Annotated in this window: 22 protein-coding genes; 12 read left to right on the top strand and 10 right to left on the bottom strand. The window is 60.9% G+C overall.

Annotated elements, in window-relative coordinates; translation table 11 throughout:
- Positions 1-36: 36 nt before the first annotated feature.
- From murA to ABVT36_RS00835, 3 genes are all read right to left on the bottom strand, one after another.
- Complete coding sequence (murA, locus tag ABVT36_RS00845; protein ID WP_367148374.1) at positions 37-1299, bottom strand: UDP-N-acetylglucosamine 1-carboxyvinyltransferase; 1263 nt, start codon at positions 1297-1299, stop codon at positions 37-39.
- A 13-nt stretch (positions 1300-1312) separates the two neighbouring features.
- On the bottom strand, positions 1313-1546 hold the full coding sequence (locus tag ABVT36_RS00840; RefSeq protein WP_367148375.1) for a BolA family protein: 234 nt from the start codon (positions 1544-1546) through the stop codon (positions 1313-1315).
- Between the two features lie 88 nt (positions 1547-1634).
- A complete protein-coding gene (locus ABVT36_RS00835; protein WP_367148376.1) occupies positions 1635-2285 on the bottom strand; it encodes a phospholipid-binding protein MlaC in 651 nt (216 codons plus the stop codon).
- A gap of 360 nt (positions 2286-2645) precedes the next feature.
- Between ABVT36_RS00835 and ABVT36_RS00830 the strand changes: the two genes are divergently transcribed.
- From ABVT36_RS00830 to yjgA, 12 genes are all read left to right on the top strand, one after another.
- A complete protein-coding gene (locus tag ABVT36_RS00830; RefSeq protein WP_367148377.1) occupies positions 2646-3617 on the top strand; it encodes a KpsF/GutQ family sugar-phosphate isomerase in 972 nt (323 codons plus the stop codon).
- Between the two features lie 15 nt (positions 3618-3632).
- The gene (locus ABVT36_RS00825) at positions 3633-4199 is read left to right on the top strand and encodes a KdsC family phosphatase (RefSeq protein WP_368454829.1); all 567 of its coding nucleotides are present in this window, start codon (positions 3633-3635) and stop codon (positions 4197-4199) included.
- A gap of 82 nt (positions 4200-4281) precedes the next feature.
- Positions 4282-4848 carry an LPS export ABC transporter periplasmic protein LptC gene (gene lptC / locus ABVT36_RS00820; protein ID WP_367148378.1) on the top strand — a complete coding sequence of 189 codons (567 nt, stop codon included), beginning with the start codon at positions 4282-4284 and terminating at the stop codon, positions 4846-4848.
- Positions 4835-5377 (top strand): lipopolysaccharide transport periplasmic protein LptA, encoded by a 543-nt coding sequence (gene lptA / locus ABVT36_RS00815; RefSeq protein WP_367148379.1) that lies wholly within the window; start codon positions 4835-4837, stop codon positions 5375-5377. Before lptC ends, lptA begins: the two co-directional genes overlap by 14 nt.
- A 95-nt stretch (positions 5378-5472) precedes the next feature.
- Positions 5473-6198, top strand: a complete 726-nt coding sequence (gene lptB / locus ABVT36_RS00810; protein ID WP_367148380.1) for an LPS export ABC transporter ATP-binding protein — start codon at positions 5473-5475, stop codon at positions 6196-6198.
- Between the two features lie 249 nt (positions 6199-6447).
- Entirely contained in the window at positions 6448-7890 is a 1443-nt protein-coding gene (locus tag ABVT36_RS00805; protein WP_367148381.1) for an RNA polymerase factor sigma-54, read from the top strand.
- A gap of 608 nt (positions 7891-8498) precedes the next feature.
- Entirely contained in the window at positions 8499-8789 is a 291-nt protein-coding gene (gene raiA, locus ABVT36_RS00800) for a ribosome-associated translation inhibitor RaiA (protein WP_367148382.1), read from the top strand.
- Positions 8790-8792: 3 nt separating this feature from the next.
- The gene (gene ptsN / locus ABVT36_RS00795) at positions 8793-9254 is read left to right on the top strand and encodes a PTS IIA-like nitrogen regulatory protein PtsN (protein WP_367148383.1); all 462 of its coding nucleotides are present in this window, start codon (positions 8793-8795) and stop codon (positions 9252-9254) included.
- Positions 9255-9356: 102 nt separating this feature from the next.
- Positions 9357-10217, top strand: a complete 861-nt coding sequence (rapZ, locus tag ABVT36_RS00790; protein WP_367148384.1) for an RNase adapter RapZ — start codon at positions 9357-9359, stop codon at positions 10215-10217.
- A 31-nt stretch (positions 10218-10248) separates the two neighbouring features.
- On the top strand, positions 10249-10518 hold the full coding sequence (locus ABVT36_RS00785) for an HPr family phosphocarrier protein (RefSeq protein WP_367148385.1): 270 nt from the start codon (positions 10249-10251) through the stop codon (positions 10516-10518).
- Positions 10519-10734: 216 nt separating this feature from the next.
- Complete coding sequence (mgtE, locus tag ABVT36_RS00780; RefSeq protein WP_367148386.1) at positions 10735-12102, top strand: magnesium transporter; 1368 nt, start codon at positions 10735-10737, stop codon at positions 12100-12102.
- 36 nt (positions 12103-12138) lie between these two features.
- A complete protein-coding gene (gene yjgA, locus ABVT36_RS00775; RefSeq protein ID WP_367148387.1) occupies positions 12139-12657 on the top strand; it encodes a ribosome biogenesis factor YjgA in 519 nt (172 codons plus the stop codon).
- Positions 12658-12778: 121 nt separating this feature from the next.
- Here yjgA and ABVT36_RS00770 read toward each other — a convergent pair whose 3' ends face one another.
- The 7 genes from ABVT36_RS00770 to mreC form a co-directional block, all read right to left on the bottom strand.
- Positions 12779-13633 (bottom strand): hypothetical protein, encoded by an 855-nt coding sequence (locus tag ABVT36_RS00770; RefSeq protein WP_368454828.1) that lies wholly within the window; start codon positions 13631-13633, stop codon positions 12779-12781.
- A gap of 167 nt (positions 13634-13800) precedes the next feature.
- Positions 13801-14334 (bottom strand): peptide-methionine (R)-S-oxide reductase MsrB, encoded by a 534-nt coding sequence (gene msrB, locus ABVT36_RS00765; protein ID WP_368454827.1) that lies wholly within the window; start codon positions 14332-14334, stop codon positions 13801-13803.
- Between the two features lie 101 nt (positions 14335-14435).
- Positions 14436-18596 carry a YhdP family protein gene (locus ABVT36_RS00760; protein ID WP_368455059.1) on the bottom strand — a complete coding sequence of 1387 codons (4161 nt, stop codon included), beginning with the start codon at positions 18594-18596 and terminating at the stop codon, positions 14436-14438.
- Positions 18597-18653: 57 nt separating this feature from the next.
- Entirely contained in the window at positions 18654-20141 is a 1488-nt protein-coding gene (rng, locus tag ABVT36_RS00755) for a ribonuclease G (RefSeq protein WP_368454825.1), read from the bottom strand.
- The gene (locus ABVT36_RS00750; RefSeq protein ID WP_367148391.1) at positions 20134-20751 is read right to left on the bottom strand and encodes a nucleoside triphosphate pyrophosphatase; all 618 of its coding nucleotides are present in this window, start codon (positions 20749-20751) and stop codon (positions 20134-20136) included. The genes rng and ABVT36_RS00750 overlap by 8 nt, the downstream gene beginning before the upstream one ends.
- A gap of 127 nt (positions 20752-20878) precedes the next feature.
- Positions 20879-21367 carry a rod shape-determining protein MreD gene (mreD, locus tag ABVT36_RS00745; RefSeq protein ID WP_367148392.1) on the bottom strand — a complete coding sequence of 163 codons (489 nt, stop codon included), beginning with the start codon at positions 21365-21367 and terminating at the stop codon, positions 20879-20881.
- Complete coding sequence (gene mreC, locus ABVT36_RS00740; RefSeq protein WP_368455058.1) at positions 21345-22187, bottom strand: rod shape-determining protein MreC; 843 nt, start codon at positions 22185-22187, stop codon at positions 21345-21347. The genes mreD and mreC overlap by 23 nt, the downstream gene beginning before the upstream one ends.
- Between the last annotated feature and the right edge of the window lie 7 nt (positions 22188-22194).

Raw genomic sequence — 22194 nt, 5'->3', positions numbered from 1 at the left:
GCCACATCCGAGGACCCCTTTTTAGCCCGGGCGGCGTCAGCCCGGCAGGCGGCGGATATTCGCCCCCAGTTGCCGCAGCTTCTCCTCGATACATTCATAGCCGCGGTCGATATGGTAAATCCGATCGACCACCGTGGTGCCTTCAGCCAGCATACCCGCGATCACCAGGCTGGCTGATGCGCGCAGATCGGAGGCCATCACCGGGGCCCCTTTTAACCGCTCGACCCCGGTCACGATAGCTGTATTGCCCTCCAGGGTGATGTCAGCGCCCATGCGGTTCAACTCGTGAACCTGAATCAGGCGGTTTTCAAAAATAGTCTCCACCACCGCCCCCTTGCCTTCGGCCACCGCATTCACCACCATCAACTGCGACTGCATATCGGTGGGAAAGGCCGGGTAAGGTGCGGTGCGAAAGCTCACCGCTTTGGGCCGATTGCCGCGCATATCTAGCTCGATCCAGTCGTCGCCGGTATTGATATACGCACCCGCCTCCTCGAACTTCACCAACACCGCATCGAGAATATCCGCGCGGGTGTGTGTGAGCCGCACCTTCCCCCGCGCCGCCGCCGCCGCCGCGAGAAAAGTGCCGGTCTCGATTCGGTCGGGCATTACACTGAAGGTACAGGGATTCAACCTGGCTACACCGTGTACTCGCAGCGTATCGGTGCCCACCCCTTCGATCTGGGCGCCCATAGCAATCAGGAACTCGGCCAGATCGACGATCTCCGGCTCGCGCGCTGCATTGTGCAGTACCGTGGTTCCCTCGGCGAGCACCGCCGCCATTAGCAGGTTCTCGGTGCCGCCCACGGTCACCTTTTCCATCACTATGTTGGCGCCCTTCAAGCGGCCCCGGGAGCGGGCACGGATAAAGCCCCCGTCCACCGTAATCTCAGCACCCATGGCCTCCAGACCTTTGAGGTGAATGTCCACAGGCCGACTGCCGATGGAGCAGCCGCCGGGGAAGGACACATTGGCCAAGCCGTGGCGGGCGAGCATCGGACCCAGCACCAGGATGGAGGCGCGCATGGTCTTGACCAGCTCGTAGGGCGCGGTGAGTTCGTTGAGTGAGCGCGGGTCTATCTCCACGCCCAGTTTTTCGTCGATGGTGACATCGCAACCCATGCACCGCAGCAGGGTGAGCATGGTGGTGATGTCATTGAGATGCGGCAGATTGTGTATCTGCACGGGGCCGTCCGCCAGTATTGCAGCGGCGAGAATGGGCAGCGCCGCATTCTTGGCACCGGAAATCTTGAGGGTCCCCGAAATGGAGTTGCCACCCTCGATCAGTAATTTGTCCATTCGCTATCGAGCCCTATTTGCCGGCTTCTTCCGGCGTCAGCGTCTGCATCTGAACCGCGTGCAGCGTGCCATCGGCGATCTTGTCGCCCAGGGCCGCGTATACGAGCTGCTGTTTTTTTACCCTGCTGAGGCCTGCAAATGCGCTGCTGACCACAGTTACCACCAGATGGCTGCCCTCGAAGGCGACATCAGCGTGACTTTCGGGAATGTGCCCTTCCACCAGGGCTTTGATTTCATCGGCTTGCATAGGTGGGAAATATTTGAGTTGCCCAAGACAGCGGGCCAGTTTACTGCAAACTGCCGGGTTGCGCAGCCTCGCAACCCGGAAGCGGTACTCAACCCACCGTGTTGGCCACCTGCTCGGCTGACCAGGTGGCGATGACCTTGTCGATATCCTGATGGGTCTGCATAGCCTGGGCGAACTGGCTGCGGAAAGTCTTACCCAGATTGACCCCGTTCAGGATCACGTTGATCAGCTTCCACTGCCCGGCACGATTGCGCACCAGGGTATAGGAAACCTTGGTGACCCCCTCCTTGCTGCGCACTTCCTGCAACACGTTTACACGCCTTTTGGTAGGCGTGGAGCCGGGGTTGACCACCCTGACATCCATATCCCCAAAGTTGGCAATGCCCCTGGCGAAAGTCGACACCAAATCGCGGCGGAAAGTACTGGTGAAGCGCGAGCGTTGTGCTGCCGTGGCCTGCTTCGCATAGGTCCCCATGACCCCGCGGGCAATAAAATCGAAATCCACCACCGGCGCCAGTACACTATCCACAGCGCTGTAGTAGCGCTGGGGGTCCGAGTGCAGATACTGAGCATTGGCACGGATTACTCCCAGCAGATTCTGGGACACACCCTCGATCATCGCATAGGGATTCTGGGCCGCGCTGGCGACAGGCGCCCAGACGGAAATCAACAGGGCGACGCATGACGCGCTTAACCATTGCTTGAACTCCGAGCGGCGGAACAGTGATATCAGACTCACAAAAAACTCCTATTGGTAAATCATTCCTTGGACGCACACAGAGCCATAAAGTGCCGTGACGCCACTGCCCGATGTATAACCGGCAGCTCGACCCACCCGGCCTGGGTGCGATGCGAGCGGCCACACAGCTGACAGCAACGGCGCCAGACTATACCATGTCGCCCCCCTTGGCGTGACCCTACTGCGCTCAACGCACGGCTATTGTAGACGTCTGTGGAGGTTTTGCCCGTGGCGGGGGCGGTGTGGCATCGATCCCTCCTTAAAGGTTAGCACTGGGGAGGCCCGGTCGGCGGCCAGGTGGGATTTACGGTATACGCAGGATGTTTCTAAACTCAACAGAACCCGACGCGGAGTGACGCAATGACGCAGGACCTTATATTGCAGGCGGGGCGCCGCACTGTACGCATGGAAAATGCCGCGGTTGCCGCCCTGGAAAGCCGTATCGACGAGAATTTTAAACGCGCCTGTGAACAGATTTTACAGTGCCGCGGACGCACCATTGTCACCGGCATGGGTAAATCGGGCCATATCGGCAAGAAGATCGCCGCCACCCTCGCCAGTACCGGCACCCCCAGTTTCTTTGTGCATCCGGGCGAAGCCAGCCACGGCGACCTGGGCATGATTACACGCGACGATCTGGTGATCGCCATATCCAATTCCGGCTCCTCCGCGGAAGTGTTGACCCTGCTCCCCCTGCTGAAGCGGCTGGGCACCCCCTTGATCAGCATGGCCGGCAAGGCCGACTCACCCCTTGCCCAGGCCGCCGACGTCAACCTGGACATTGCGGTGGAAACCGAGGCCTGCCCGCTCAACCTCGCCCCAACCTCCTCTACCACAGTGACCCTGGTCATGGGCGATGCACTGGCGGTGGCTCTGCTGGAAGCGCGCGGTTTTACCGCGCAGGATTTTGCCTTCTCGCACCCCGGCGGCGCCCTCGGGCGGCGCCTGCTGCTAAAAGTCGAGGATGTGATGCACCGCGGCGACGAATTGCCGCAGGTCTTCCCGGAAACACCGCTGTACCAGGCGCTGCTCGAAATGACCAGCAAAGGCTTTGGCATGACCACTGTGGTCGACCGACAGGGCACTCTGTTGGGCGTCTTTACCGATGGCGACCTGCGCCGGGTAATCGACCACAAGGTTGAACTGGACAGTGCCACCATGGCAGAAGTCATGAGCCGCTACCCCAAGACGGTCGCGGCCAACACTCTCGCCGCCGAGGCACTCGGGGTCATGGAGGACAACCGGATTACAGCACTGGTGGTGGAGGACGACGCCCACCATCCCATTGGTGTGCTGCATATGCACGATATACTGCGCGCCGGCGTAATCTGATCAGGACGGTAAATCGTGAGCTCAAAAACAAATTCGAAAGAAAAAATTGAACGCCAGCTGTCCAGGGTGCGCCACCTGATACTGGATGTGGACGGCGTGCTGACCGATGGCAAACTGTACTTTGACAACAATGGCAATGAGCTGAAGACTTTCCACACGCTGGACGGCCACGGTATCAAAATGTTGCAGAAGTCCGGTGTGCAAGTGGCCATCATTACCGGGCGGCGCAGCAGTGTAGTGGAACGACGGGCGCATGATCTGGGAGTCCACAAGCTGATCCAGGGCCGCGAAGACAAACTCACTGCCCTGCACGAACTGTTTGCCCAGGAAGGGTGTCGGATGGAAGACATGGCTTATGTGGGGGACGACTATCCCGACCTGACGGTAATGACGCGGGTGGGATGCCCCATCGCAGTGCCCAACGCCGCGCCGCCAGTGCGCGAGAGAGCAATATGGGTCACCGAGGCCCGGGGTGGCGAAGGCGCGGTGCGGGAAGTCTGCGACCGGATCATGCGGGTGCAGGGCACTTTCGCAGCCGCCCTGGCCCCCTATATTGACACAGACACCCCCATTGGAAAGTGAGACAGAATAACGCATTGGCTGTCTCATCGGGCTCGGGGCCACCTTTGGGTCCGGGCGCGAAAATGTTTGACGGAGGAACCCTATGCGCAGCTGGTTGCCGCTGTTCATCCTCGCCACGCTGATTGGCGTCAGCCTCTGGTACGCCGACAGTGCCCCGGAGCAACTGCTGGGCAAAAGGCCCACCCAGCAGGAGAAAAACCGTGCTGCGGACCTGGTGATTCGCGATGCCCACACACGCCACTTCGACACTGAAGGCGCGCTGGCGTACATAGTCAACGCGGAGCAAATCACTTATTTTCAGTTTGCCCGTCGCGACCAGGCCGACCTGGCCGAGCCCCGCATCGTGTTCTATCAGGACGATAGACCCAAATGGCTTACAGAATCCAGACAGGGCATCGCATACAATAACGGCCAGAAAGTGGAACTGAGCGGCGATGTGGTCATCAACGAATTACCCGAGCCAGGCGGCCTGACGCTGGAGACCCAGGCCATAACCGTTTTGCCGCAACAGGAATTCGCCGAGACCGACAAACTTGTTACCATTACCTCCGGCACCAGCATAACGGAAGGCATTGGTATGCACGCACTGTTGAAAGAGAATCGGGTGAAAATCCTCTCCGAGGTAAAGAGTACCTATGAAAGCGATTAGTTACCTGGTGCCGGCCTTGTGTGCGGCCCTGCCAATGCTTTCCGGGCCGGCACTGGCACTGCCGGAAGACCGGGAACAGCCGGTCAGGATTCTCGCACACAATCTGGACGCCGATGGCGGCACCAACCTAACCATCTACAGCGGCGATGTGGTGATCACCCAGGGGTCGCTGCAAATTCACGCAGACCGGGTCGAAGCCCACCTGAGTGAAGGGGGCAAAATCCGGCGGGTGATCGCGGTGGGCAAGCCGGCGCGCTTCCAGCAGCAAATGGCGCAGAGCACAGTCCCGGTCAAAGCCCGCGCCCAGCGTATCGAATACACTGTGAAAACCGCCGAGCTGCTCCTCACCGGCAGTGCCCATGTGGACCGTGACGGCAATACCCTGGCCGCCGAGCGCATTGACTACGATCTCAACAGTGAGCAGATGCAGGCCAAGGGACAATCCGACGGTGGCAGGGTTGAGATGATCTGGAAGCCGGAAACACAAAACAACGGGCAATCCACCGACGATACAGCCCAAAGCCAGTAACACCCTGCGCTGTTACCCTAGAAATTTGCGACCCGCTCCCCCTGGCACCCTGGGTGCCGCTGCAGGAGCCGGGTGGGAAGTAAGTGGAAGACACTATGCCGACGCTGAAAGCGTTACACCTCGCCAAGCAGTACAACAAAAGGAAGGTTGTACAGGACGTCTCGGTAAGCGTCAGCAGCTCCCAGGTGGTGGGACTGTTGGGCCCCAATGGCGCCGGTAAAACCACCTGCTTCTACATGATCGCAGGCCTGGTACGGGCCGATGCCGGACAGGTGATGATCGACAATCTGGATATCACCCGCCTGTCGATGCACGGCCGGGCGCGCAGGGGTATCGGCTACCTGCCGCAGGAGGCATCGGTGTTCCGCCGCCTGACGGTGCGCGACAACATTCTCGCCATCCTCGAGACACGCCGGGACCTGAGCAGGGCCGACCGCCTGCAGCAACTGCGTGAACTGATGCAGGAATTCAATATTACCCATATCGAAAAGAGCCTGGGTATGGCGCTTTCGGGTGGCGAGCGTCGCCGGGTGGAGATAGCCCGCGCGCTGGCCACGGATCCCGACTTCGTGTTGCTGGATGAACCCTTTGCCGGGGTGGACCCCATCTCCGTCAAAGACATCAAACAGATAATTCGCCATCTGCGCGATCGCGGTATCGGGGTCTTGATCACGGATCACAATGTACGCGAAACGCTGGATATCTGCGAAACCGCCTACATAGTCAGTGAGGGCCATATCATCGCCGCCGGCACTCCGGCGGAAGTACTGGCCAACCAGCAGGTCCGGGAGGTCTATCTGGGTCACGAGTTTACCATCTAGCTGGTTGTCGAAAGCCCTCCCTGGCTTCCCTCAATCTGGCGTGTCCGCAACCCCTCCACGGCAAATCAAGTAGCTCACGCTTGATTTGCCGCGGCCCGATTACATTGGGGCGCCCATATTTACCCAGCCTTTCCCTCGCCCATTCCAAGCGGCACAGTTATTGCTTGTAATTGACCAGTCAGGAGTTTAGTCTGCTTCCTCGTCTCCCTAAAGACGATTCCTCCGCCGACTCAGTGTGCGACTCCTGGTATGAAGCAGTCCCTGCAGCTAAAACTCGGTACCCAGCTGACCATGACCCCTCAGCTGCAACAGGCCATTCGCCTATTGCAGTTGTCGACGCCCGACCTGCAGCAGGAAATCCAGTCCATACTCGACAGCAACCCACTACTTGAGGCGGACCAGGAGGAGCCTTCCGAGTGGTCCGGGGAGCAGCGGGAGCCCGAGCGGGGTACCGACAGCAGCGATGAGCGCACCACCGAAGAGGGCGACTGGAGCCAGGACATCCCCAGCGAGCTGCCGGTGGACACCCGCTGGGACGATATCTATGGCGGAGGCAGCTACAGTGGGGGCTTCGACACCGGGGACGAACTCTCCACCGAGCAGGGCAATGCCACCCCCGACAATCTCCGCAGCCATCTCTTGTGGCAATTGAACCTCACCACCCTCTCGGTGGAAGACAAGCGCATCGCGGAAAATCTTATCGACTGCATCTCTCCCAGCGGGTTTCTGCTCTCCAGCGTCGAAGAACTGGGCGCAGCACTGGGCGTCGACACCGACGATGTCGTGGCGGTGCTGAAAACGGTGCAACAGCTCGACCCGGCTGGCTGCGGAGCCCGCGATCTGCGCGAGTGTCTGCTGCTGCAACTGCGCCAGTTACCGGCAGACACCCCCTGGCTGAAACAGGCCCAGACCCTGGTAGGCGAGCACCTGCAGCTTCTGGGCAAGCGGGATTTTCGCCAGCTCAGCCGCCGCACCCGCCTCAGCGAGGCCCAGTTGGGTGAAGTCGTACGGCTGATCCAAACCCTCAATCCGCACCCTGGGATCGCATTTGACAATGATCAGCCCCAGTACCTGGTGCCCGACGTGGTGGTCACCCGGAAACAGCAACGCTGGCTGGTGGAACTGAACCCGGAAGCCACGCCGCGACTGAGAATCAACGGTAACTATGCCTCCATGATCAGGCGGGCCGACAAATCCAGCGACAATAACTTTCTGCGGGACAACCTGCAGGAAGCGCGCTGGTTTCTGAAGAGTCTGCGGAGCCGCAATGAAACCCTGCTGAAGGTCGCCTCCAGTATCGTTGACAGGCAGCGCGATTTTTTTGAACTGGGGCCGGAGGCGATGAAACCCATGATCCTGGCGGATATCGCCGAAACCATCGGCATGCATGAATCGACCATCTCCCGGGTCACCGCCAACAAATATATGCTGACGCCGCGCGGCACCTTCGAACTCAAGTACTTCTTTTCCAATCAGGTCAGCACCGATTCCGGGGAAGAGGCATCCTCAACAGCCATCCGCGCCATCATCCGCAAGCTGATCGACGCCGAATCACCCCGCAAGCCATTGTCCGACAATAAAATTGCTCAGGAACTCGGCCAGAGCGGGGTCAAGGTGGCCCGCCGCACCGTGGCCAAGTACCGCGAGTCCATGGGAATCCCCTCATCCAGCGAGCGCAAGAGACTGGTCTAGGGCCTGTTCACACTACCTGAGTTGGCCCTGCTGCTACTGATTTGGTGGCCTGTAGGGCAGGAATTGCGCAATGTGGTGGACCCACATAAGCAATTTCTAACGCCGCAAGGCACGAAACCAGGGGCAGCCCTTCGGGTTGTGCCGGAAAAGGCGCCACTCTTCGTTGCTCGTCGCTCATTTGGAACAACCAAACTTCTCTCCTCGTGCCTCGATTGGCCCCTTTTCTGTCACAACAGGGCCAACTCAGGTAGTGTGAACAGGCCCTAAGAAACCCAATCGCTGAGAGATTATCGACTGGATTGTCGCCCTTGAAAACCTGTGCGATTACGCGAAATCGGTTACTTTTCAAAAGCTTGCAACGGTCTCCACCGGCGGTGGCACTGTCTCAGGACGCCCCGCCCCGCCAAGCTGCAAGACCCCCGGTTACAGCTCCGGGCCCGGGGTCACCAATTCGAGACACCAATCTGTCGCCGACAGATAAATCAACCCGGCGCATCTCCAAACCCCCGACTTTGAGTGTATCCTTCCATTTTGGCGTACTTCCTAGTAGGGTTGCCGCCCTGGCGGAGCTAGCGCCAGCAAGCAATACTCTCTTTGAGGAGAATTCCATGCAGATCAACATCAGTGGCCGCCACCTGGAACTGACCCCGGCTCTGCGCGATTACTGTCGTGAAAAACTGGAACGGCTCTCCCACCACAACGATTTGATCACCAGCGTCCAGATCACCCTGTCCATCGAGCGGGAGCTTCAGCGCTCCGAAGCGCTGATACACGTGAACGGGGCCGAAATCTTCGCCAATTCCGAAGCGGACGACATGTACGCTGCAATCGATGCACTGACCGACAAACTTGACCGGCAGTTGGTAAAACATAAAGAAAAGTTGCGCAAGCACCGCTAAGTTATGATCCTGGAAGCATTACTCTCACCCACCCTGAGTCTGTGCAAACTGCCGGGAAGCAGCAAAAAAAAGCTGCTCCTGAACATCGCCCAAGCCATCGCCGAACAGTATCCGCAACTGGACGCCGATACCGTGTTCAACCGGCTTATCGCCCGGGAGCGGCTGGGTTCCACCGGCATCGGTGAGGGAGTGGCAATTCCCCACTGCCGCCTCCCCGGTTGCGAAGGGCCCATTGGCGTTCTGTGTACTACCGACCCAGCAGTGGATTTTGACTCTGCTGACCGCCAGCCAGTCGACCTGCTGTTTGCCCTATTGGTGCCGGAAAACTCCGAGCAACAGCACCTGGAAACCCTGGCCGAGATAGCGGCACTGTTCAGCGACAGCCGGGTTAGAACCAAATTACGTCGAGCCCAGAGTGGCGACGAGCTGTACGCACTGGCAATTGACAGCGCTGCCGCCGCATAATGCACCAGTGGTGAGAATTATTGCCGCCCGGGACAGAGCTCAAACCCACCTGTCATACCCCGTTTGCATGAGGCGGCAAGCCAGTCACAAAGGGATTTCCCCATGCGCGTGGTCATCATCAGCGGTCGTTCCGGTTCCGGCAAGAGTTCTGCGCTGCAGTTGCTGGAGGACGTCGGCTTCAACTGTATCGACAATATTCCCGCCAGCCTGCTGCCGGAGCTGATCAACCGGGTCCGGGAACAGCAACGCGGAGAGGAGACCAGCCTGGCGCTCGGCATCGACGCGCGGAATCTGTGGCAGGACATCCAGCAGGCCCCGGAAGTCATCGAGAAACTGCGTACGAGCGGGGTCAAATGCGACGTCTTCTATCTGGATGCCCGCTCGCCGGTGCTGGTCCAGCGTTTCAGCGAGACCCGCCGCAAACACCCCCTGAGCGACAATCGCACCCATCTGGTCGAGGCGCTGAACCGCGAGAAGGAGCTGCTGGCCCCGCTCGCCGCCATGGCCGACCTGGTGATCGATACCAGCAGCCTCAGCCTGCACCAGCTCCGTGAACTGGTAAAAAACCGCGTCGTGGGCGACGACTCCCCCGAGATGGCAATACTGTTCCAGTCGTTCGGGTTTAAACACGGCGTACCGATTGATGCCGACCTGGTGTTTGACCTGCGCTGCCTGCCCAACCCCTACTGGGTGGCGGAACTGCGCAATAAAACCGGTCTCGATCCGGAGGTGGTGGAGTTTTTGCGCCAGCACCCGGAAACCGGGGCCATGCAGAGCGATATCACCCACTTCCTGCAGCGCTGGCTGCCGTCGTATCAGAAGAGCAACCGCAGCTACACCTGCGTAGCCATCGGTTGTACCGGGGGGCGCCACCGCTCTGTCTACATGGTTGAACAGCTGGCTGGGATATTCCGGGAGCAGTTCCGCAACATCCAGATTCGCCACCGGGAGCAACAGAAATAATTCGTCAATCCCCCGCAAGTCGCAGAAAAAGATGCTGAAAAACCGTCTGCTCATCGTCAATAAACTCGGACTGCACGCGCGCGCCGCAAGCAAGTTTGCGCAGACCTCCGCGCGCTTCGAGGCGGATATCAGGGTCCACTGTCGCGGCAAGTCCGTCGATGGCAAGAGTGTCATGGCACTGATGCTGCTGGCTGCAGCCAAAGGCACAGAGCTGGAACTGGAAGTGTGTGGTGCAGATGAGGATGTCGCGCTCGCCGCCATCAGCTCACTGGTGACCGATCGTTTCGGCGAAGCTGAGTAGAGATCAATCCCGCATATCATTGACCCGGCGACTCAAAAAGCTGCAGGGTACACGCATGTGCCAGCGCCGAACTGAGAGCGGCGCAGGCCCGGTGAGAAAGCCAGGCAATACGCTTTTCAACAAACTGGTGGTACCGCTATTGCCGACACTCGCGCCGGCCCGGGGTCGGCAGCTATAATTCCCGCCTCACCTCATTCCGGCAGCAAGGGGAAGCCTGTGTCCAACCCGCCTTCCGCGGAAATCCAGTTTCCCGCTCAAAATCGCCTCGGCGAACTGTTTGCCGCCCTGGACAGTGGTACCGGGCGCGAGGTGCGGCACATGCTCAGCACCCTGTCCCCGCAGAGTATCGCCCAGCTGGTGGAAAGCTCTCCACCCAAAATCCGCCAGGTATTGTGGAAACTGATCGACAAGGAGGTGGAAGGCGAAGTCCTGCAGGAACTGAGCGAAGAGGTACAGAGCCAGATCCTGGCAACCATGGACACCGAAGAGATGGTGGCCGCCATGGAGGGGCTGGACGCCGACGACGTCGCCGATATTTTGCAGCACCTGCCGGAGCGGGTAATGGCGGAAGTGCTGTCAGCGATGAGTGAAACCGACCGCCTGCGGGTGGAGAGTGTCCTCGCCTACGACGAGGAGACCGCCGGTGGTCTGATGAACACGGACACCATTTCCGTGCGCCCCAATCTCACCCTGGACGTGGTACTGCGCTATCTGCGCCGCCATGAACAGCTGCCGGAATCCACTGACAACCTGTTCGTGGTCAACCGCAAAGACCAGTATATCGGCCTGCTGCCATTATCCCGCCTGCTCACCAGCGATCCATCGATCACCGTGCGGGAAGTGATGAACACGGATGTAGACCCGATTCCGGCGGATCTCAGTGACACAGAGGTCGCACGGCTGTTTACCAAATACGACTGGATCACCGCCCCTGTGGTGGACGAGCACAAGCGTCTGCTCGGGCGGATCACCATCGACGATGTGGTGGATGTGATCCGCGAGGAGGCGGACCATTCGCTGATGAGCCTCGCCGGCCTGGACGAAGAGGAAGACACCTTCGCCCCGGTGCGCCGCACAGCGCCGCGCCGGGCCATCTGGCTGGGCGTCAACCTGCTGACTGCACTGCTGGCCTCCTGGGTCATTAATCTGTTTCAGGATACCATCGACAAGGTGGTGGCCCTGGCCGTGCTGATGCCCATCGTCGCCAGTATGGGCGGCGTCGCCGGCAACCAGACTCTGACGGTGGTGATTCGCGGCATGGCACTGGGGCAGATAGGCCGCAGCAATCTCAGCTGGCTGCTCAACCGGGAACTGCTGTCCGGCGCCCTCAACGCCCTGCTCTGGTCCCTGGTCCTCGGCGCCATCGCCGGCTTGTGGTTTAACGACAGCAGGATCGCCATCACCATCCTCGCGGCGATGGTCATCAGCCTGATTACCGCCGCGCTGGCGGGCGCCACACTGCCGGTAATACTGCGCGCGCTGCACATAGACCCGGCGCTGGCCGGGGGCGTGGCACTGACCACCGTCACCGACGTGGTGGGCTTCCTGTCGTTCCTCGGCCTGGCCACCTGGTTTTTTGCCTGACCCAGAGTTTTGATAAGACTGCAAAAGAATTTGTGTATGGAACAACCCGACGACTTTAGCGACTCCGGCGACGAACTGCCAAAAAGCAAGACCCAGGTCAAACAGGAAATGCACGCGCTGCAGGAACTGGGGCGCCGTTTAAGTAAATTGTCACCGGCACAGCTGGACACTATTCCCCTGGAAAATGATCTGCGCGAAGCGCTCGACACTTTGCACCGGATCAAGTCCAACGAAGCGCGACGGCGACAGCTGCAGTACATCGGCAAGCTGATGCGACGGGTCGATAGCGAGGCCATTGAAGTGGCCCTGAACCAATTCAGGGAAAGGGACCAGCAACACCTGCGTGTGGACCGCTTGGCGGAGGAGTGGCGCAGGCAGCTATTGGAGGGCGGCAAAGACGCGCAAAAGAAATTTTTTGATCGTTTCCCCCAGGCAGACCACCAACACCTGCGACAACTGGTGCGCGATGCCAAGCGGGAGATTCAACACAACAGGCCCCCCGCCAATCAGCGCAAACTGTTCCGTTACCTGCGCGACCTTCTGGCATCACTTTAGCGGGCTGTCGAAAAAGTAGCTTTCAACACCTTTTGTCATGGACAGGAATATTCGGGCCCACGCAACCCTCGTCGCCCGATGGTATCCAAGCGACGACAGTGATCAACCACAGGCAATCGGCTCAGCCCGTCTGCACCGCCGGCTCAGCGCCGGTTTCCGCCTGCCACTGGAACAGGTTCATCTCGATACAGAAGAAGGCCACCAGCCACAGAAAGGCATCCCAGAAATCCAAGAAAGTGCCGCTGATCCCCCAATAAAGGGCACACAGCAACAGGGTGAAATACAACGATGCCTTGATCATCCGCGAGTAGTGCATTATCCGGTTGGACAATTCGTGCCGCAGTTGCAGCCACACATCGAACGCCAGGACAGCCACCAAAAGTAGCCAGGCGCCGGCATTGATCACATCGGTCCAAGCCAGCCTTTGGATGCTATGCCAGGAGTCCACTGAGCCGAGCACCTGGGCACCGGCCAGCCGCAGTGTTTCGCCGCTGCCCAGAGCGGCGCAATTTGCTGTAGTAAGCGCCACATAGTCATCAGCCCCCTGGACCAGCGACCAACCGCCCTGCGCCGCCAGCTCGCAAACCGGCTGAAGATTGGGCAGCAACTGGCCCAGCGAAATCATTTCAACCACATAGCCGTAAAAGGAATACACGATAAACAGATAGCAGACAGCGGAAATTGCATTGAGGGACCATTTCACCCCACCGCGCAGCTTGTGGTCCGGCAGGACGAAAGTCTCCAGTTCGAACACCAACAGCAGGATCACCCAGGCCAGGGTGTCAATGGAATCGTTGTAGGCCTCGATCACCCGACCCGGCTGCACGCCGTCGGCAAACACAGCCGCGGCTACCGCATGGTTTTCCAGGAAAAACGCGCCCACATTGAAGACGAGCAACAGGTAGACGGTGTACTTGAACACCCGGAACAGGGTGTAGCGGTCTATGGGTATTCCCGCCGTGGTGGCATCAGACATCTGCACGGACCTCAGCTTATTGATTATGCTTCGCGGAAGCCGGCGGCGGGTACATTTGTCACTGTGCAGCGAGTGGCAAAACGCCGGGCAACCGGCGCTTCGCAATACCACTGCTCAATCCCTGCCTGCGGCACGACCCTTGGGCCACAGGCAACAATATCGAACAATTATTCGGTTTTTGCAACACTGGGAACGAAATCCAGTGCCAGTGAGTTCAGGCAGTAGCGCAGGCCGGTGGGTCCGGGGCCATCCTTGAACACATGGCCCAGGTGCTCACCGCAGGCCGACAGAACTTCGGTGCGTTTCAGCCCCCAACTGTAGTCGTCTTTGAGCACTACATTTTCCGGATGCGCCACATCCCAGAAGCTCGGCCATCCGGTGCCCGACTTGTACTTGTGAGAGGAGCTGAACACCGGCAGGCGACAGCCGGCAGAGACGTAAACCCCCTCCGCCTTGTTGTTCAGCCACTTGCCCGTAAAGGGTCGCTCAGTGCCCTTTTCCCACAGTATCTCGAACTGGTCCGGTGGCAAAAGCTCCCGCCAGACCGACTTGGGAATCGCAGTCAGGTTGGTTCCCACGGCAATATTTTCCCGAGCCTGGGCCGCGGTCATCGACTTGTCCCGCTCGTGCTCCGCCTCGGTACAGGCCGACAGAGTGGCGAACACCAGTAACAGCGGCGTGAGAAACCTTAGATTACCCATGGAAGACTGCCTCTCATGTTGACTTATTGGGTACAGCTTTGAGTATTCTTTCGCGCCACAGTTCAACTGGCAACCTGTGGGAAAGCCTCTTTCAACAGTCCCTAGGGCGGAGGGGACGAAGGCGTGCCCGGTCCCGGCCACTCGGCCACGTCCGGTTTGGCACCCTGTTCGCTGGCCGCACTGCCCTGCCGCTGGGCTCCCTCGTCATCAAACATCTTGTCGAAACGAATATCCGGGTCCGCCCAGTCACCACTGATGCGGTAGCTGACCGAAGCCACTTTGTTCACCTGTTTCTTGAACACTTTGCTGATCAGATACACACCCGCGGCAGCGGGCAGTCCACCGGCAATCGCCGCCACCAGCGCCAGGTTGTTACCCACCGGCAGGGTGGCCACCAGGGTCAGGTCCAGGTCCTCGCGGGCCACGTTGAGCTGCCCCGCCATCTGCAGCTCACTGGTGGGCCCGTCCACCTGAATAGGCACGGCGATCAGCAGCTGGCCATCCCCTTCGAAATTCACTTCACCGCGCACCCGGTCGAACGCCATGCCGCTCTGATACAGATCGGAGAAATCCAGTCGCAGCCGCCGTGCCCAGGTGTCGAAATTGAACAGCGACAAAAGCCGCAGCAGCGCCGAGCCGGCGCTGCCCGTGGAGCGCAAGAAGCGCCCCTTGCGGATATCGATTTTCAGCTCCCCCACCAGCTGTTTGCCCACTGCCGCTGCCGGCGAGCCACTCCAGCTCAGGGCGGTATCAAACCGCGCATACTCGCTTTCGATCGCGGGCTCCTGCCCCCAGGCCTTCTGCACATCGGCCAGGTCGGCGGCGCGCAGAGCGCCGATAAACTGGGACGACTCGCTGCCGTCCGGGTGGCGCAACCACATCAGCTGTGCGCCCAGTCTGTCCTCTCCGGAGCCGCGTCCCTCCACCGTGATCCCGCGCGCGGTGCCGCGAATATCACTCAACACCAGGCGGTCCGCAGAGGGGCGCAAGCGAAAGGACCAGCGGCCCAAATCCTCTTCCCCCAGGCTGACACTGTCGGCACTGAAGTCGAGTTGGGGCAAACTGCTGAAATCGAAACCCGACCAGGGATCGGCGACCAGCTCCACTGCCCCGGACTCGCCTTCGGCGGATTCCGGTGACGGCTTCTCCGATGCCTTTGGTGCGGGCAGGCGCAGATACCGCAACTTCAGCTGCAGCGGGGTCTCGGCATTCAAAATACCGCTGAACTGGCCACTCGCGGTCTCGCTGTCGAAATCGATACGCCAGTCCGCGCCGACCCCGCGACCCCGCGCATGCAGGTTGGCGATCTCTTTCTGGCCCAGGATCAGCCGGTCGGTCCCCAGATCCAGGGTGACGGGCAGCGGGCTGCTGTCCGCCGCCGGCGTATCCTCGCCCTGCGCCTGACCTTCGGCGGCGATATCATAGACTTCCAGTACCCGGCGCCAGGAGGTCAAATCCACTTGTGATAGGTCCCCGGTAATCGACAGTTCACGAGCGGTGGGGAGCTTGGCCGCTGTATTGAGGGCGATGTTGCCGCGCACCAGCTCGCCCCCGACCTGCCAAAAGCGCCCCTGCAGTTGCTCGCCGTAACTGAGATGGTAGAGACTGCCCTGCTCGCCCACCGGTACGCGCAGTACGAGATTGCTCCTCTCCTCTGCGGTTTTGTCCAGTGGCGGCGGCAGGTTAACCGCCACTCCTTTGAGGTCAGTAGTCACCTCCACCACCGCTGCGTAGGGCATCTCTTTGGTCCGCGCGGGAATGGTCACCAGGGTGCGGTAATCGAATATGCCATCCAGCCACTTCAGCTCCGGGCGCCCGGACCAATCGCCCACCGCCGCCACGTCGGCACTGCCGCGGACCACCACCTGCGTATCGCGCTGCGAACCCTGACCCGGGTGCTCTATCTCGGCAGTCAGCGGGCGGCCCCACAGACTGCCGTTCAAGCGGGTCCCGCTCAGACCGCCGTCGCTGTCGTAGAGCACCCGCCCGGCGAGTTCTTCGATATCCAGCCGCAGGTCGCCCAGCTGCAGTTTTCCCTCCCGCAAATCCACCTGCACAGTTTGCTGCGGTTTCAGGCCACTGCCCCCCAGTGGCTGGGACAGGGTCAAGCTGCCGCTCAGATCGCCATCCAGTTCCCAGCTGTCGAAAGCGTCGCCCAGATGCTCGCGCAGAGGGGAATCCCGCAGCAACCGCAGGCCACTTTGGGCCGGCCCCGCCACCTGCGCGCGCACTCCCAGTAAGGAACCCCCTCCCAAAGGCGCCGGCGTCAGGGCTACCTCGATGTTGCGCGCGGTGATATCCCAGAGCTTTGCAGCACTGGCGCTGACCTGGACATTGCGATCATTGACCAGCAGCCGGGCGTCAACCTCGCGGGCTGTTGGCCACCCCGACGCATAGTCGATACGCCCCTGACTGACCTCCGCCTGCAACTGTACAGTCTGCCGTTCCGCATGCCGGCCCAGTGCCAGCAGTTGCGCGTCGTCGCCCTTTTGGAAGGAGTAGCCGCGATAGATAAAGGCGGCCTGGGGCACCCGCCCGGGGTTGTCCGCTCCCAGTGCCCCGTCGAGCCAGGCGCGGAGACTTTCACTGGTGGTCACCGGTACCAGCGCCCCTTGGGCGGATACGGGTGCATCGCGCAACCCCAGCGCCAAAGTGAATTCAGTTGCGCGGCTGCCGGGAGTGAACGGCAGCCTTAACAGAAACTGCCCCGCAACCTGCCCCAAGGCACCGTCCATTTGCAATTCGCCGGAATAGACCTGCACCGAGTTTCGATCGCGATCCACATGCCAGGCAACCGAGCCGGCGGTGCGCTCAAATTCGAAACCCTGGGGATAGAGTTTGGGGAAATGCAGGTCCAGGGCGCTGCCGCTATCCAGGTCGACGCGCCCGTTGGCGCCCTGCAACTCCAGATAACCGTTCAGGCCGCGCACCGCCGGCGCGCCGAGATGCGCCTGGGCGGTGACATCCACCAGGTTGGCCGCCAGAGTGATTTTTCCATCGACACCCCGGGCAAATTGGATTGACTCCAGTCGACCCTCCGGTGCCAGCGCCTCCAACCAGTCCCGCGCCGGCCCCTGCAACACTTGCAGCCGCCGCAATATACGACTCCAGGCCCCCAGCTCCAGCCGGTCGGCGGACAGCCGCAGACCGGTCTCCTCATCGTTGCGGACCAGCAGATTTAGCGCCGGTATCGGCTGATCCCGCCAGTCCAGGCGCACATCCTGCAACGCCAGCTGCCAGTTCTGGCCCGGCTGCCACTGCCCGGAAATATCTCCGGCCAGCGATTGCAATGGCGCCAGCAACGGCGGCCGGCTGTCCGCAGACGCTTCCGCATCACCTTCTGCCACCGGCGCCGCTTCCCCCACCTGTGCCAGGCTCACCTGGCCCTGCAACCGGTAGCCCACCTGGAAATCGGAGCTTAACCACAGGCTGCCGCTGGCCAGTTTGCTGCCCGTCCAGTGGAAGCGCTCCGGCACCGGGGTCAGCTGATGCAACAGAGTGATCACCTCCTCATCCACCTGCAGATCGTCCAGATGCAGATAGCCGCTGAGCGCGAAGTTTTCCCTGTCCCGCGGATTGCCGCGCCCCTCCAGTATCAGGCGCAGGGTTTCCCGGCCGACCGGCGGAGCATCCGTGTCGTCACTGTCCCGGGACAGGAATGCCCGCGCACTCAAGCGGCGAAAGTTGCCGCTGTACTCCAGCAACACCTGCGGTACATTCAACTGTGCGGTCCCACCGTCTTCGAGGCGCACCGCCAGCGCGGCATCCCGCACCAGCACCTTTGGACTCAATTGAAAAATACGCGCCGGATCCCCCAGGGCCAGGGTGGAGCCGCCACTACCCGCTGGCGGCTCCGCTGCGGGGATGGGAAACCCCTCAATATGCCAGCGGCCATTGTCCAGTTGGCGAATAGCGGCGCTGAAATCGTGTACCTCCAGGTTCTTCCAGACCAGTTCGCGGTTCCACAGGCTGGCCAGCAGGTCCAGGTGGAAGAGACCGAAGCCCATTTGTACCTGCCCGGCGTCACCGAGTCGCAGATTGTGCAGCTCCAGCGCTACTTCCAGCGCCCGCCAGCGCAGTGACAGCCCCGCCACCTGTACCGGCACCCCCAGCTGTTCTCCCAACCAATCGCTGATCTGTGGACGGTACCGCTCCACCTGTGGCGACAGGAGACGACCCGTCTGCACCATCAGCGCCAGGGCGATCACCAGTGTGATCACCAACAGCCAGAACTTGCGCGCCAGCCAGCGCAGGGCGCGCATCACGGCGAGCTGGCCCTTTGCGGCCCCGGCCTGGGGTACGGCCGGTCTGTTGCGACGCTACACGAGAACAATATCGTACTGCTCCTGGTTATAGATGGGCTCCACCTGAAACTGAATCGGACGCTCGATGAACTCCTCCAAATCGGCGACATTGGCCGACTCCTCGTCGAGGAGCAAGTCAATCACCACCTGGCTCGCCAGGACCATGATCTTTTCGCTATCGTAAGCACGCGCCTCGCGGAGAATTTCGCGAAAGATCTCGTAGCAAACGGTTTCAGCGCTCTTGAGGGAGCCGCGCCCGGCGCATACGGGGCAGGTCTCGCACAAAAACTGTCCCAGCGACTCGCGGGTACGCTTGCGGGTCATCTCCACCAGGCCCAGTTCGGAAACACCAGTGATGCTGGTTTTGGCGTGGTCCTTCTCCAGCGCCTTTTCCAGTGTGCGCAACACCTGCCGCTGGTGCTCGGCATCCTTCATATCAATAAAGTCGATAATGATGATTCCGCCCAGATTGCGCAGTCGCAGCTGGCGGGCGATGGAGGTGGCCGCCTCGAGGTTGGTCTTGAAAATCGTCTCTTCGAGATTCCTGTGACCCACAAAGGCCCCAGTGTTGACATCGATTGTGCTCATCGCCTCGGTCTGTTCCACCAGAAGGTAGCCGCCGGACTTCAGAGCCACCTTGTTGTGCAGCGCTTTTTGAACCTCTTCCTCCACACCGTAGAGATCGAACAGAGGTCGCTCACCGGGATAATGTTCCAGGCGGGCGGCGATTTCCGGGGCATACCTGTCGGCGAATTCGACCGCTCGACCCAGGGCCTCGCGGGAATCGATGCGAATCTTCTCCATATGCGGCCGCGCCAGGTCGCGCAGGGCACGCATAAACAGCGGCAGGTCCTCGTAGATCACCGACGGCACGGAACCGGCGCCAATACTCTGTTCCAGCTCACTCCAGAGTTTGTACAAAAAAGGAATGTCCCGCAGCAGCTCCTCTTCACTCACGCCCTCGGCGACGGTGCGCAGGATAAAGCCCCCATCGCCGTGCTGGCCCTGCTCAGACAGCTTTGCCGAAGCCTGTTCCACCAGCCCGCGCAGGCGCTCGCGCTCGCTCTCCTCCTCGATCCGGTTGGAAATACCAATGTGGCGTGTCTGTGGCATATAGACCAGAAAGCGGGTGGATACCGAAAGGTGGGTAGTCAGGCGGGCCCCCTTGCTGCCGATGGGGTCCTTGACCACCTGCACCACCAGCGACTGGCCTTCGCGCACCGATGCGCCTATATCCGCCACCTCAGCATCGCGCGCCTCCATGCCCTCATCATCCAGCGGCGCTATGTCCGAGGCGTGAATAAACCCAGCCCGCTCCAGACCGATATCCACGAATGCCGCCTGCATACCCGGGAGCACCCGCACCACTTTGCCCTTGTAGATGTTGCCCACAAGTCCGCGGCGGGCGGTGCGCTCCAGGTAAACTTCCTGCAGCACGCCGTTTTCCACCAGGGCGACGCGGGTTTCCATCGGCGCCACATTGATCAGCAACTCCTCACTCACCGCAAGCCCCCTGCCAGTAGTGAATACCAGCCTGCTCCAGCATCGGCGCCAGCGTTTCCAGGGGCAGCCCCACCACATTGCTGTAACTGCCGTTGATAGCCTCCACCAGCACGGCGCCACGCCCCTGTATGCCGTAACCTCCCGCCTTGTCCTGCGGCTCACCGGTGCGCCAGTAGGCGTCGATCTGTGCGCGGCCCAGGGAGCGGAAACACACCCGGGTCTCCGCCAACTGGCAGTCTGAGCGCCCTGAGTCCGCAAGGCACACAGCGGTCAGCACCCTGTGTTCAGACCCGCACAGTAGCGCCATCATACGGTGGAAATCCGCCAGATCCCGCGGCTTCTCCAGCACTTCACCGCCCTCCGCCAGGACCAGGGTGTCGGCACCCAGGACCCAGTCGGCCTCTCCGGCGGACAGCCACTGGCGGCCGGCCTCGGCCTTCTCCCGCGCCAGTCGCAGCACATAGGCCCGCGCCGACTCGGAAGGGTGCCGGCACTCCACCAGTGCTACCGGCCGCTGGCAAAAGGGCACACCTATCTGCGCCAGCAGCTGTGCGCGGCGCGGCGAGGCGGAGGCAAGGAGAAGCCGGCTGTCTGCGGGGGAATTTGGCACTTCAGGACTTATTGTTGGTGAATCAGCAGCTGATTATAATCATATCGCTCGAAAAATAAGCGATTTTTACGCAAATTAACCTTCGATAACGGCACCTGGCCGATTTCGGGGCATTCGCCCGCAGAGGTCATCGCACCTGCAGGCGGTCGGCCATCAGGTTCAGCCAGAACGCCAGCCAGGGCCACAGGAGGGCACTGGTGACTGCCGGCCACAAAAAGACCAGGCCGGGAGCCGATTTGCCCGCGAAACTGTGAATCCAGTTGCCAACAACCTGATTGATACCCACCAGAACGAATACCCAGAGCAGCTGCTGCGCCGGATTGAACGCCCGCGTGCGCCTGTAGGTCAGCAGGCTGAAGTACGCCAGCACCGCCAGCGCCAGTGCGTGGGAGCCGAGCACCGCACCGGTCACCAGGTCCTCCACGATGCCCACCAGCCACGCAAACACAACGCCCAGGCTCTCCGGCATACGAGTGGTCCAGAAGACTACCAACAAGGCTGTAAACGCCGGGCGGAACCACAGCCACTCAACCGGCAGTGGCATCACCGCCAGTAGCAGCGCCGCTACGGCGGTGGCGAGGATAAACCAGCGATTATGGGGTTCCAGCAGATTCATCTTGTTCGCTTATCACCGCCAGCACAAACCGACTGCGGTTCATTCTCCCCTGGGGCCGCACCTCCGCATCCGCAAATGGCCGCCCGGGATCCCGGCGCACGGAAATGACCTCCCCCACCGGATAACCGGAGGGAAAACGCCCGCCCAGGCCGGAAGTCAATAACAGGTCCCCCTCGCGGATATCACTGGTGTTGGCCATATAGCGAAGCTTGAGGCGATACAGGTCACCGGTGCCCTCCACCACGGCGCGCACACTGTTGCGCAGCACCTGCACCGGCAGTGCGTGACTGGCATCCGTAATCAGCAAAACCCGGCTGCTGGAGCTGCCGGCCTCAATCACCTGCCCCAGCAAACCGGTGGCATCCATAATCGGCGTGCCGGGCCCGACTCCGTCGTCGCGCCCCTTGTCGATCACCAGCACATGCTCCTGCGGATCCGGGGACACGCCAATCACCTCCGCCACCAGAACCCGCTCACTGACCGTTTCGGCGGAATTCATCAGTTCCTTGAGCTGGGTATTTTCCGCCCTCACCGCTGCCAGCAGCTGACTGCGGTGCTCCAGCAGCAGCAAGCGGCGCCGCAAACGATCGTTCTCCTGCTCCAGCTCTTCGCGGGATTGCAGGCTCTCAGCCACCCAGTCGCTGACTCGACCGGGGGTATCGGTGATCTGGTAGAACGGAGCTGCCAGGGTCGCGGCACGCTCGCGCAGGGGCTGCAGCCAATCGGTGAAAAGGCCTATAGAGATAAGTGCGACCGCCACCAGACCCAGTAGCAGGATACGGGACTCCGGCGAAGGGCCGCGGCTGAATAACGGCTTAATGGGATTC

It is taken from the genome of Microbulbifer sp. TYP-18 (assembly GCF_040932045.1).
Taxonomy (GTDB): Bacteria; Pseudomonadota; Gammaproteobacteria; order Pseudomonadales; family Cellvibrionaceae; genus Microbulbifer.
The sequence above is the reverse complement of the archived record's forward strand: the minus strand, read 5'-3'. Positions and strand labels throughout refer to the sequence as shown.